This window comes from uncultured Tenacibaculum sp., assembly GCF_947502995.1.
GTDB lineage: Bacteria > Bacteroidota > Bacteroidia > Flavobacteriales > Flavobacteriaceae > Polaribacter.
Genome location: NZ_CANNBW010000031.1, coordinates 1 through 13,699 on the forward strand (window position 1 = coordinate 1; position 13,699 = coordinate 13,699).

The window sequence follows — 13,699 nt, forward strand, 5'->3', positions numbered from 1 at the left end:
AGTTCGCTTTTTCTTGGGTACAGTGTTATTCATAAAATAAGTCTAAATTGTGTAAACTTATTTCAGGACGGGACATTATAACTAAAAAGAGCTAGTAATTTACTAGCTCTTTTTTATTTCTTTCTATTTACTAAATACACTCCAAATAAAATTATAACACCTGCTAATAATTGAATTAAACTTAATTTTTCTCCATCTACAATTCCCCACAAAACAGCTACAATAGGAATTAAATAAGTTACAGAAGTAGAAAATACTGGCGAAGAAATATGTATTAATTTATTAAACATAACTTTAGCTATTCCCGTACCAACAATAGCTAAAATAGATATGTAAAATAACCCTTCACCTACTTCTTCTGTAAATTCTAATGTAGTAAAGAAACCTGTAAAAGATAAAACAATCAAAGCAGGAATAACAATTAAAATAAAGTTTCCTGTAGTTATTGCCAATGGCTCTAATTCTTGTAAATATTTTTTAATAATGTTTACATTACATGCATACCCTATCGAAGATAAAATTGGTAGTAAAGCAAACCAATAGTTCTGATTCGGATTTAAATCTGCTCCTTTTAAAATGAGAATACAAGTTCCTAACAGTCCAATTAAAATACCTACCAACTGATTTGTTTTAAAAGTTATTCCAAAAAATAAAGAACCAATTAATAAAGTATTAAAAGGTGTTAATGAATTTAAAATTGAAGCTATAGAACTATCAATACCAGAAATAGCATACGCATACATGAAAGAAGGAAAAAAAGTAGCTAAAAGAGCACTTAAAAAAACATACTTCCACTGCTCTCTCTTTATTTTTTTTAGGCTTTTATGACCTATTATAAGTAAAAAAATAGTGGCTATAGTGATACGTAAAGCTCCTATTTGAATTGGAGATAATCCAATTAACGCTTTTTTCATTAAAATAAAAGAACTCCCCCAAACTAAAGCAAGAAAGATCAGATAAAACCATTTTGATTGAATTTTGCTCATCTATACAATTTGAAACTACAAAAATCGCTTATTTTAAGCATTTCATAATCTTTTTTAATAAATTTGTACAATAATTTAATAGATGTTTAATATGAAAGTTTCAAAAATAGTATTTGCTTTATTTCTTATAGCCACTATAGCTATTAGTTGTAAAACAGAACCAAAAACAGAAGTAAAAAAAGAAATTGATGCAACTGCATTAGCAAAAGCTGAAACATTATCTTTAAATGTTACAGGGATGACATGTGAAATGGGGTGTGCAAAAACTATTGAATCTAAATTAGCTAAAAAAGAAGGTGTTTTTGAAGCTAAAGTTATTTTTAATGACAGTTTAGCTACTATTAAATATGATGGAAATAAATTAAATAAAGAAGAATTGATCACTTTTATTGAGGGTGTTGGAGATGGTGAATCATATAAAGCTATTGAAGTTTCTAAAGCACATTGTGAACCAGGAGCTAAAAAAGATTGCTGTACTACAGAAAAAGACGGTAAGAAAGCTTGTAAAGAAGGCGATGCTAACAAAGAATGTTGTAAAACAGAAAAAGCATAATTTCTTTAAAATATATTATTTAAAAGCTCCTAAAAGTTGTTTAACTTTTAGGAGCTTTTTCTTTAACAGAGTTTTAACAAAGAGTCTTTAAACCATTACAGAACTTCGTTGTCTAAATAGAATTATCTATTAACCGATATAAATGAAAAAAATTACTTTACTTTTTTTACTGATAGCAATATCAGTTTTTGCTCAAAAGCCACAAAAAATAAACATTAGTGGTAAAATTATAGAAGCAAGTTCTAATCAACCTTTAGAATATGCAACCCTTATATTAACTAGTTTAAAAACAAAAAAAGTTACTGGTGGAGTTACCGACATAAACGGTAAATTCTCTATAGATGTACCAAAAGGACCTTACAGTATGAAGGTGGAATTTATTGGTTTTAAAACTAAACAACTTCCACAAAAAACACTTATAGAAAACACAAATTTAGGAACTATCACATTGAAAGAAGATGCTGAAACTTTAGATGAAGTGGAAATCATCGCCGAAAAATCTACGGTTGAAATTCGTTTAGATAAAAAAATCTATAACGTAGGTAAAGACATGACTATCAAAGGTGGAAATGCTTCTGACGTTCTAGATAACGTTCCTTCTGTTAATGTTGATGCTGAAGGTGCTGTAAGTTTACGAGGAAATGAAAATGTTAGAATTTTAATTGATGGTAAACCTTCTGCCCTAGTTGGATTGAATGGAACAGATGCCTTAAGAAATTTACCTGCAGATGCCATAGAAAAAGTAGAAGTTATTACTTCTCCTTCTGCTCGTTACGATGCTGAAGGTACAGCTGGAATTTTAAATATTATTCTTAGAAAAGGAAAAGTAACTGGATTCAATGGATCTTTAAATTTATCTGCTGGTAATCCTGATTTATTTCAACTATCAGGAAATTTAAACTACAGAACTAAAAAGTTTAACATTTTTACAAACTTAGGATATTCTTTCAGAAACGGACCTGGAAATTCATTTAGTGATTTTACAAATCTTGAAAATGGTGTTATCACAGATTTTAGAACTGAAGACAGAACATTCCAAAGGAAAAATAATAATTACAACGGATCTATAGGCTTAGAATATTATTTAAATAAGAATAGTTCCATAACAGGTACTTTTTTCTACAGAGATAATAATGGTGATGATATAGCGACTAACGTAACTAACTTTTTAGATGTTAACAGAGTTAGCTTTGACGAAATTACTAGGATAGAAAATGAAAGAGAAGATGGAATTAACAAACAGTTTTCTTTGAATTACTCGAATAATCTTGATGATAAAGGTCAAAAATTAACTATCGATTTTCAACATAGTGACAACAATGAAGATGAATTTTCTAGTATAACAGACAATAATACTTTGTCGGAATTAAATAGTCAATTTACTAGTTCTACTAACACTTTATTTCAAGCAGATTATGTATTACCTATTGGAGAAAAACATCAGTTAGAATTAGGACATAAATCCGAATTTCAAGATTTAAACTCAGACTTTAGAGTTAGAGATGCTAATGGTCTTCCTTTAGATCCTGATCCTTCTAATAACATTAATTTCAAGCAAAATATTTATGCACATTACGCACAGTTCGGAAGTAAATTCGATAAATTCTCTTATTTACTAGGTTTAAGAGTTGAAACTACTGAAATTGATTTATTATTAATTAATACTAATGAAGAGTCTGAGAAAAATTTTACACAAGTATTCCCTACTGTTAACTTAGGATATGAATTAAATGAAACAGATAATCTTACTTTAGGATATAGTAGACGTTTACGTAGACCTCGCTTTTGGTTTTTAAATCCGTTTGAAACTAGAAGCTCTGCTACAGCTGTATTTAAAGGAAATCCGGATTTAACTCCAACATTTACGAATTCTTATGATTTAGGGTACACAACTCGATTAGGAAAGTTAACTTTAAATTCTTCTGTTTACTATCAACGTTCAACAGATTTAATACAGCGAGTTTCTATTATTGAAGAAAGAGAAATTAATGGACAACCAACAAATGTTTTTGTTCGTCAACCATTTAACTTAAATAATGAAGATCGATATGGATTTGAATTAACAACTAATTACAATCCTTTTAAATGGATGCGTTTATCTAGTACATTCAATTATTTTAAATTCAAAACAAATGAATTCTCTTTTACATCTACTGCAACAGATGGAACAGAAGTAACAACACTTTTACCCGAAGTTAATAATGATAGTTGGTTTGTACGTTTTAACTCTAGAATTACACTGCCTGCAAAAATCCAGTGGCAAACTAGAGTTCGTTATCGTGGACCACAAGCTAATGCTCAAGGAAACCGTGATGGTGTATTTGTTGCCAATTTAGCTTTTAGTAAAGATTTGTTTAAAGAAAAAGCTACATTAGTTTTAAATGTTAATGATTTACTTAATGATCGTATTCGTAGAAGTCAAACGTTTAATCCTAGTCAAGAGAATCCTTCTACAATAGCTGATCAAGAATTTCAATGGAGAGAACGTCAAATTACATTAAGCTTTACGTATAGATTTAATCAAAAGAAGAAAAGAGAACGACCACAAAGAGAATATGATGGTGGTGGCGAAGCTTTTTAAAATTATAGAATACATTAAAATAAAAAACAGCATACTCAGGTTACAGTATGCTGTTTTTCGTTGTTTTAATTACTAGTCGTTGTATTCAAAAGTCAACGATCTAAAGGTATAATTTCCGCTAGTATCTTTAGCGACAAATTCAGCCGTGTATGTCCCTGCTTTTGTTGTTTGAAACCCTTCTTGAATTCTCAAAATAAAAGCATTATCATTATTACTATTAATATGTTTTTCTACAACAATATTTTCTTGTTCATCTTTTATTTTCAAACTTAACGACTCTATTTTCGTTTCATCTGTCGCTTCTGCTTGAATGTTTACACTATATGGAACATTACTGTTTCCTATATCTGTTGAATAATTAAATAGTAAAATTGGACTTTGTATAAATAATTTTGGTGAAGTATCGTCTAAAATTTCTTCATTACTGTCAGAACAAGAAATAAAGAAAAGTATCGTACCTAAAATAGGCAGAATAAGTTTTTCATAGGAATTGTGTTAATTAATTTATTTAAGTTGATAACTTAATAGTTATCAAAACACATTCCAAACTGTAACTAAAAAAGTTAATTTTACATTAGTTTTATGTAAAATTTAAAACAATAAAAAAGGTCTGCATTTGCAGACCTTTATGAAATTTATTTTTTATAGCTTACTTTCCTTCAGCAGCCTTTTTAGCTTCTTTCTTTAACTTTAAATTCTCCCAGATAGTTCCACCAATCCAGTAAGGAACTACAAACGTTAGTAAGAAAATTAACAACCAAAAACCAGTTGTAAAAATAAACATGAATAATACTAATCCTGAAAATTGTGAAAAATCTAACATCTGTTCTTATTGTAAATTATCTGATTGCAAAAATAACACTTATTTTTATTATTCAAATATGATTTTTAAAAATATTTCATTATAGTTTTTAATCTTACTTTTCTTTGAGTTTTATTAACTTTGAAATCTCTTAAATACTAAATAAATAACAATGGAATATAGAATTGAAAAGGACACCATGGGTGAAGTTAAAGTGCCTGCTGATAAATATTGGGGAGCTCAAACTGAACGTTCTAGAAACAATTTTAAAATTGGTCCGGCTGCAACAATGCCACTAGAAGTAGTTTACGGTTTTGCTTACTTAAAAAAAGCTGCTGCTTACACAAACTGTGAATTAGGTGTTTTGGCTGAAGAAAAGCGTGATTTAATTGCACAAGTTTGCGATGAAATTTTAGCTGAAAAACACGATGATCAATTCCCATTGGTAGTTTGGCAAACAGGTTCTGGTACGCAAAGTAACATGAATGTAAATGAAGTAGTTGCTAACAGAGCTCACGAAATTGCTGGTAAGAAAATTGGTGAAGGTGAAAAAACGATTCAGCCAAACGATGATGTAAATAAATCCCAATCTTCAAACGATACATTCCCAACAGGAATGCATATCGCAGCTTACAAAAAAATCGTAGAAGTTACTATTCCAGGAGTTGAGCAATTACGTGATACTTTACAAGCAAAATCTGAAGCTTTTGCAAATGTTGTAAAAATTGGACGTACACATTTAATGGATGCTACTCCCCTAACTTTAGGTCAAGAATTCTCTGGATATGTAGCACAATTAAACTTTGGTATTAAAGCATTAAAGAATTCTTTAGCACATTTAAGTCAATTAGCCTTAGGAGGAACTGCTGTAGGAACTGGTTTAAATACTCCTGCTGGTTACGATGTTTTAGTTGCAAAATATATTGCTGATTTTACAGGTTTACCTTTTGTAACTGCTGAAAATAAATTTGAAGCTTTAGCTGCTCACGATGCTTTAGTAGAAACTCATGGAGCGTTAAAGCAATTAGCTGTTTCATTAAATAAAATCGCTAATGATATTCGTTTAATGGCTTCAGGTCCACGTTCAGGTATTGGTGAATTAATTATTCCTGCTAACGAGCCAGGTTCTTCTATTATGCCAGGAAAAGTAAACCCAACTCAAGCAGAAGCTATGACAATGGTTTGTGCGCAAGTTATGGGTAATGATGTTGCTGTTACTGTAGGAGGAACTCAAGGTCACTACGAATTAAATGTATTTAAACCAATGATGGCGGCTAACGTATTACAATCTGCTCAATTAATTGGAGATGCTTGTGTATCTTTTGATGTTAATTGTGCAGCTGGAATTGAGCCTAACCACGGAAGAATTACTGAATTAGTAAACAACTCTTTAATGTTAGTTACCGCTTTAAATACTAAGATTGGATATTATAAAGCTGCTGAAATAGCAAATACTGCTCATGCTAACGGAACTACATTAAAAGAAGAAGCAATTAACTTAGGTTATGTTACTGCAGAAGAATATGACGAATGGGTTAAACCAGAAGATATGACTGGAAGTTTAAAATAAATAAAACTTTAAATTTTATAAATAATTAAAAACCACAACATTTTGTTGTGGTTTTTATTTTACACTTTTTAATCACTGATTACATGATATTTAAAAACAAAATGTATTTTTATTTTATTAAATTTAAAATAGTTGGCACGTTGTTTGAAAAAAGCTTAGTAATTACTTAAAACAGAACTTATGAAATTAAGAACACTACTATTTTTAGCACTAAGCATTTCTTTTTCTTCATTTGCACAAAAGAAAACGGAATATGCTACTTTCAAAAAAGAATTAAAACAAAAAAAGTATACGCCAGAAGTAATTTTAGATAAAGCATTAAACTATTCTTCTAGTCATGATATTTATGTTTCAGAACTTATAGACGCTTGTCGTTTCTTCTCTAGTGATAGAAGAAAATACAGAATTTGTGTTAATGCATATCCAAGAATAATTGATAAAAGAAACTTCTTTCAAGTTTATGATTTATTCAGAAATTTTTCCTTTGCAATGCAGTTGTATCATAACACACAAGCAAATCAAAATGAAGTTTCTCAGATAGATTATCCGAATGCTGAGTATTACAGAGGTCCAACTACTAATAGCTGTAATCAACCGATGCCTGAATATCAATTCAGAAACATTTACAGTCAAATTGGAAATAGAAGAAATAATGGAAATCGTTATTTAAAAGATATTATTTCTAACAATTGTTTAAGTACTAGACAAATAATGAAGCTAACTGAAAAGTTACAAAGCAATAGAAATCGTTATGATTTACTAAAATTTGCTTTTCAATTTTCTTACGATCTTGAAAACTTTTATTATACAGAGCAGTTAATTAGCGATAATTATTTAAAACAACAGCTAAATAGATTTATTGATAGAGAAATAAGTCAATTAAATAATCATGTTGGATTTGATGATTGTAGACCTTTATCTCAAAATGAATATGATTATGTTTTAAAATCAATAAAAGACGAAAGATTTACAAAAGAGCGTTTAAAACTAGCAAAACAACATGTAGAACGTAATTGTTTTTCTATTGAAAGAATTAGAGCTATTGTTAAAGAATTTAGCTTTGATAAGGATAAATTAAATATTCTAAAATTAAGTTATCAATACTGTCCTGATAAAGATCAATTTTATAGATTAAAAGAAACATTAAGTTTCTCTAGATATAAAAGAGAATTTGATCAATTTTTATTGAATCGCTAATATTATAAAGTTTTACTTTTTTATAAATAAACCACAACAAAATGTTGTGGTTTTCTTTTTGCACAAAACCTAATTTTTTATTTGTACAATATTTTTAAATCTAAAAGCACTCATAAAACACTGATTTTAAACATAAAAACAAGTTCTTGATATAAAGTTAAACTTATTGATTTCAAAATTTTAAAAAAAATGACATACAAAGGTTGGGTAAAACTGTAGCCTTAACGTATTACAAGAAATTACATATAAAAACTAACAATTTAAGTGTATGAAAAAATTTCTTTTCCCTTTACTAATATGTTTTGTTGCTTTTACAGCTTGTTCTAATGATGATGAAAATGAATATATTGATATTGTTACTGATAACTCAACGAATGACACAACGAATGACATAATTATTGAATCGAATATTTTAGATTTACCTGGAATACCTTTTAATTATGCTAATATTGAACTACCAAACTCTTTCTTAAATAATGGAGTTTTAAATGAAGATAATACACCTAATAATAATCCAATTACAGATCATGGTGCTACTTTAGGTAGAGTTTTATTTTACGATACCAATCTATCTAAAAACAATACGATTTCATGTGCTTCATGTCATAAACAATCAAACGGATTCTCAGATCCAAGTCGATTTAGTACTGGTTTTGAAGGTGGTTTAACTGCTAGAAATTCAATGGGATTAGCTAATGCACGATTTTATGAAAATGGTCGTTTTTTCTGGGATGAAAGAGCCGAAAGTTTAGAAGAGCAAACTTTAATGCCCGTACAAGATTTAGTAGAAATGGGTTTAACACTAACAGAATTAGAAGATAAACTTTCACAAGAAGATCATTATACTTCATTATTTATAAATGCTTTTGGTGATGAAACCATAACTAGTGAAAGAGTTGCTTTAGCACTATCACAATTTATCCGTTCTATGGTTTCTTATGAATCTAAATTTGATGAAGGTTTAGCACAGGTAAACAACATCGAAAATGATTTTCCAAATTTTACGGCATCAGAAAACAGAGGAAAAGCTCTTTTTATTAGTAATCGAACACGTTGTTTTGAGTGTCATAATACTAATGTATTTGTTGGAGATGCTCCAAGAAATATTGGTCTAGATGCTATTATTACAGATGAAGGTGCTGGTGGTGGAAGATTTAAAGTTCCATCGTTAAGAAATATTGAGCTTACCGGACCCTATATGCATGATGGACGTTTTGTTAGTTTAGAACAAGTAATTGAACATTATAATAGCCGTGTACAAAACAATCCTAATTTAGATAATAGACTAAGACAAGGAAATGGTGTACGTCGTTTAAATTTAACTAATGACGAAAAGCAATCTCTTGTAGATTTTCTATTAACACTTACTGATAATAATTTTGTAAACGACGAGAAATATGGGGATCCTTTTATTCAATAAAATAATGCGTCTTTTATCTAAAAAGATTGTCAAACCTAGTAAAGTTAGGAGATATTCAAAAAATTAAATTTTCTTATTTAAAAGAAATAGATTACTTCACTTTATCAATTATTAAAAGAATAAAGTGGAGTTTTCTTATTTTAAGGCTAAACATAGTTTTTAAAGACTGAATATTTCCTTATGAATTTGTCTGATTCAAAAACAGCAATCTTTAAAATTATTCTATATTTACTTTAATTAATTAGGATACAATGGAAAGAAATTTCTCAGTTTGCGAGGAACATGTTTATGATCAGTTATATAATACTCATGCTGAAAGTTTGAGAAATCATTTATATTTTAAGTTTGGCGATTTAAATCAGGCTGAAGATATTGTTCAAGAAGCTTTTATTAAACTTTGGCAAAAATGTAGCAGTATTATTTATGAAAAAGCTGCTGCTTTTTTATATACAGTTTCTAAAAACCTATTTATTGATGTTATAAGATCTAAAAAAGTAGCCTTAAAATTTGAAAAAAATAGTATTCCTACTCAAGATATAGAAGATCCATATTTTCATTTAAGAACTAAAGAGTTTCAACAAAAATTAGAGACTGTAATTTCAGAATTACCAGAAAAACAAAGGGAAGCTTTTTTATTAAATAGAATTGAAAAACTAACTTATAAAGAAATAGCAGAGAAACTAGAAATTAGTCAAACTGCTGTTGAAAAACGTATTTCCAAAGCATTAATTAAACTTAAAGAAATAACTGAATTACAAAAACGTTCTATATAAGGTTGGGTAATAGAACCTTTAAAACGTTAAGTAACTGAATAGTAAAACTTTTAAGCGTGAATAAAAAATTACTTAAAGATAATTTAATTGCTAAATGGCTCGATAATAGTTTAAGCGATGAGCAAAAAAAGAAACTAGATAGCTCTGGGGAATTAGACGAACTTAAGATTGTTTTGGATGAAATTGATACATGGAAAGTCAAAAAGTTTGATTCGGAAAAAGGTTTAGCCGATCTTAAAAAACGAAAAAAACTAGTCATTGCTCCTACTCCAACATCAAAGAAAATTAGCAATAATAATCGTTGGTTACAAATCGCTGCAAGTATCTTAATTTTAATTAGTGCTGGATATTTTTCATGGGATTTCTTTTTTAACCAAACCATTACCATAAATACCCAAATAGCAGAAAACAAAACTATTGAACTACCTAGTGGATCAATAATAAAACTGGACGCACTATCTGAAATATCTTACTCAGAAAAAAAATGGAATGACAATCGAACTATAAATTTAACCGGACAAGCATTTTTTGATGTTACAAAAGGATCTTCATTCAAGGTAATTACAGATAAAGGAAACATAAATGTACTAGGTACACAATTCAATGTAAAAACTTCTAATACTAATTTTGAAGTGATTTGTTATGAAGGTAAAGTAAAAGTTACGTATCAAAATGATGAGTTAATTTTAACCAAAGGAGAATCTGCAATAGTTCAGAAAAACAAACTAAAGGAAGCAACACATAGTAATACCGCACCAGATTGGACGAGTGGTTATAGTAAATACAATAAAGCCAACTTACAAGAGGTTATTACAGATTTAAAGAAATACTATACTATTCAGATTCAATTACCTAAAAAATATGAAGATTTAGAATTTTCAGGAACATTAACTCATAAAAACTTAGATACGGCTTTACAAACTTTATTTGTAACTATGGAAATAAAGTATGTTATTGATAAAGATAATACCGTAATTTTGGAATAGATGAATTTGAGATTTTTCTCTTATCAATTACTTTTTTTTATTTGTTTGTTAATTACTCCTCTATTTGCTCAGAAGAGTAATCGCATTACGCTTTCAGATAAACTAAATCAGATTGAAAAAAAATTCAATGTAAATCTTTCTTATAACCACACCTTCTTTAATACAATTCTTTTAGAGAATGACTTTAACTGTACAAGTATTTCAGAATGTATAACTAGAATTGAGAAAAAAATCCCGGTAAAATTTGAAAAAAAAGACACGAATTATTTAGTTATTCCATTAAGAAGAGATTTCAGCTTTACAATAATTGAAGATGAAACGAATGAACCTATAACTTCTTTAGTATATCAAATTCAAAACAAACCAAAACAAAACTTAGAACTTTCAAATGGAGTTTTTACACTCAAAAATATATTTCCGTTGGATTCGATACATTTAGAATCTTACTTTCACAAAACCATTCATATACAAGCCAAAGATTTAGAACGAAATAATACACTGAAATTTTACACTAAACAATTTCGGTTAAATGAGATTGTTCTCACGAACTATTTAACTAAGGGAATTGACTCAAAAATAAGTGATCATAGTATTCAAATTCAAACAAAAAATTTAGGTTTATTAGCCGGTGAAACTGATGGTGATATTTTTAATGTAATCAGTAATATTCCGGGTATACATTCGCCAAGTGGAAAATCAGGGAATTTGAATTTTAGAGGTAATACTTATGATCAAAATTTAGTTCAAATAGATGATATTCCTATTTACCATTCAGGTCATTTTTTAGGTGCAATTTCTCCTTATAATGCTGCAGTTATAGATAATATTGAAGTTCAAAGAAATATGCTACCTGCCAAATTCGGTGGTCGTGTTGGTGGTTTAATCAATATGAAAACTAAGAATAAAATTCCTAATAAAAACAGTTATGAAATTATAGGGAATACTTTATTTGCAGGTCTTGCGGTGAATACAAAACTAATTGAAGACAAACTTTCACTTTTAGCGGCTTACAGAAGAAGTTACCCTGGATTTAATTCTCCTAAATTAGAAACCATTTCAACATTAATATTTCAAGGTAGCCGAATTGAAAATGTAGTAGGTTCTACAAATCTTGATATTGGTTTTTCAGATATGAACATTGCACTGAATTATAAAATCGATGAGCAACACTCTGCAACTGTAAGTTTTATTAATATTGAAAATGATTTATTTGCCGAAGTAAGAGAAGTTCAAAATCCAAATCAAACTGATTTTATTGATCTTGATCTTGATAACTGGGGAATTACAGGTAAATGGAAAGCACAGTTTTCTGATAAATTTAATACTGAATTACGATTTAGTAAATCGAATATGCGCATTAATAACGTTAGTGAAGGTTTTAATAGAGATCAACGTAATAGTTTTCTTAAATATGAAAATATAATTGCCGACACTCGTTTTATTGCTGAAGCTAGCTATCAGTTTAATCCGAATACAAAACTGGATGCGGGTTATAATGTGATTAACCACGAATTGACTAGTAATGAATTGGAGCAAGAAAATAATTTGGATGCAAGACGAGATCAAAAAGCAACTATTCATTCAACTTACATCTCATTTCATAAAAACTGGAACGATAAATTAGATGTCAATTTAGGATTTCATAATAATTATTATACTCCTTCAGGTGAATTCTTTGTGAATCCTAGACTTACCGCTAGTTATGCGGTAAATAAAAAATTATATATCAAATCTTCTTTTGGAACTTCAAATCAGTTTATACAGAAGAAATTCGTCAATGATTTTGATGATTTTAATATTACCAATCAATTTTGGTTTTTACCAAATAGAGAAATAGCTCCACTAAAAGGAATACAATTTATGTTTGGAGCTGTTTTTAATCAAAAAAAATGGTTAATTGATTTAGAATTTTTCAAGAAAAGATCGAACGGTATAACATTGAAAATAGAAGATATTCGCGGGAATATTTCAAGTATAGGTGCGGATATATTTGTAAAAAAGAAATGGAATAATATCGAAGCCTGGGCTAGTTATTCTTTAAGTAAAACAGAAACAACTTTTCGAAATACAACTTCTGATGCATTTTTTGATCAGCGTCATATTTTAAACTTAACAAACTTAATAAATATTGACCGATGGAAATTCGCACTTTCTTGGCGTTATTTCTCAGGCATGCCAGTAATATATCCTGATGATCCTAATATTGACACTTCTAACCTATCACTTTCAGATCGTTTTGATGGTTCACATCAATTAGATTTTTCTTCTTCTTATACTTTTTATAATACTTCAAAAAGTTTTAAAACAGTAATTGGTTTGTCTATTTTAAATGTTTATGACCAGGATAATACTGTGAATATTTTTCAAAATCCTACTGCAAATACATTTCGAAAAACAAGCGGCTTTGCTCCTAACCTACAAGTGAATTTAGTGTTCTAATAAAGCTAAATTATTTACCTTAAAAAGGATAAACTTCAGCAGAACAATAATTTTCACTAAAAAAAACTTCAAAAAAACAAAACTCACAAAACATTAATAATCAAAAACATAAACTAAAAACCTTTATAAAAAGATTAAAAAATGTTCTTTTTTTAAAAAAAGAGGTTGGGTAAAAAACAATTCAAACGTACTATAAGCAAATGGATATAATTTAGTTTTTATTAAAACCTGAGTTCGATAAATTAACTACTATCAGAAAATAATATTACGTGACAAATTATGGGATTTATGTTTATAGGAATATAACTTTCTAGTACAATCGAACTTAGGTTAATAAAAATTTTAAACACCTAAAATTTAAATTATTGATCATACAATTACTCTTTTCAAAA

The 13,699-nt window shown here is 28.6% G+C and carries 11 protein-coding genes; 8 read left to right on the forward strand and 3 right to left on the reverse strand.

What is annotated here, in order from left to right; all coding sequences use genetic code 11:
• Window positions 1-113: 113 nt before the first annotated feature.
• Window positions 114-986 carry a DMT family transporter gene (locus Q1A46_RS19440; protein ID WP_299683043.1) on the reverse strand — a complete coding sequence of 291 codons (873 nt, stop codon included), beginning with the start codon at window positions 984-986 and terminating at the stop codon, window positions 114-116.
• 91 nt (window positions 987-1,077) lie between these two features.
• Between Q1A46_RS19440 and Q1A46_RS19445 the strand changes: the two genes are divergently transcribed.
• Together Q1A46_RS19445 and Q1A46_RS19450 are read left to right on the forward strand one after the other, a co-directional pair.
• Window positions 1,078-1,539: a cation transporter gene (locus tag Q1A46_RS19445; RefSeq protein WP_299683045.1), complete on the forward strand. Its 462-nt coding sequence runs from the start codon at window positions 1,078-1,080 to the stop codon at window positions 1,537-1,539.
• Between the two features lie 142 nt (window positions 1,540-1,681).
• The gene (locus Q1A46_RS19450) at window positions 1,682-4,120 is read left to right on the forward strand and encodes an outer membrane beta-barrel family protein (RefSeq protein WP_299683047.1); all 2,439 of its coding nucleotides are present in this window, start codon (window positions 1,682-1,684) and stop codon (window positions 4,118-4,120) included.
• Window positions 4,121-4,192: 72 nt separating this feature from the next.
• Here Q1A46_RS19450 and Q1A46_RS19455 read toward each other — a convergent pair whose 3' ends face one another.
• Together Q1A46_RS19455 and Q1A46_RS19460 are read right to left on the reverse strand one after the other, a co-directional pair.
• Window positions 4,193-4,387 (reverse strand): hypothetical protein, encoded by a 195-nt coding sequence (locus tag Q1A46_RS19455; protein ID WP_299683049.1) that lies wholly within the window; start codon window positions 4,385-4,387, stop codon window positions 4,193-4,195.
• Between the two features lie 382 nt (window positions 4,388-4,769).
• Window positions 4,770-4,943, reverse strand: a complete 174-nt coding sequence (locus tag Q1A46_RS19460) for a hypothetical protein (RefSeq protein ID WP_198517136.1) — start codon at window positions 4,941-4,943, stop codon at window positions 4,770-4,772.
• 151 nt (window positions 4,944-5,094) lie between these two features.
• On the opposite strand from Q1A46_RS19460, the gene fumC reads away from it, so the two are divergent.
• The 6 genes from fumC (at window position 5,095) to Q1A46_RS19490 (ending at window position 13,307) form a co-directional block, all read left to right on the forward strand.
• On the forward strand, window positions 5,095-6,492 hold the full coding sequence (gene fumC / locus Q1A46_RS19465) for a class II fumarate hydratase (protein ID WP_299683060.1): 1,398 nt from the start codon (window positions 5,095-5,097) through the stop codon (window positions 6,490-6,492).
• Between the two features lie 180 nt (window positions 6,493-6,672).
• Complete coding sequence (locus tag Q1A46_RS19470) at window positions 6,673-7,689, forward strand: DUF4476 domain-containing protein (RefSeq protein ID WP_299683062.1); 1,017 nt, start codon at window positions 6,673-6,675, stop codon at window positions 7,687-7,689.
• A gap of 268 nt (window positions 7,690-7,957) precedes the next feature.
• Window positions 7,958-9,109, forward strand: coding sequence for a cytochrome-c peroxidase (locus tag Q1A46_RS19475; protein ID WP_299683064.1), 1,152 nt, complete (start codon window positions 7,958-7,960; stop codon window positions 9,107-9,109).
• Window positions 9,110-9,360: 251 nt separating this feature from the next.
• Window positions 9,361-9,882, forward strand: a complete 522-nt coding sequence (locus Q1A46_RS19480; protein ID WP_299683066.1) for an RNA polymerase sigma factor — start codon at window positions 9,361-9,363, stop codon at window positions 9,880-9,882.
• A gap of 56 nt (window positions 9,883-9,938) precedes the next feature.
• A complete protein-coding gene (locus Q1A46_RS19485) occupies window positions 9,939-10,868 on the forward strand; it encodes a FecR family protein (protein WP_299683068.1) in 930 nt (309 codons plus the stop codon).
• On the forward strand, window positions 10,869-13,307 hold the full coding sequence (locus Q1A46_RS19490; RefSeq protein ID WP_299683071.1) for a TonB-dependent siderophore receptor: 2,439 nt from the start codon (window positions 10,869-10,871) through the stop codon (window positions 13,305-13,307). It abuts the gene before it with no gap.
• Window positions 13,308-13,699 lie beyond the last annotated feature (392 nt).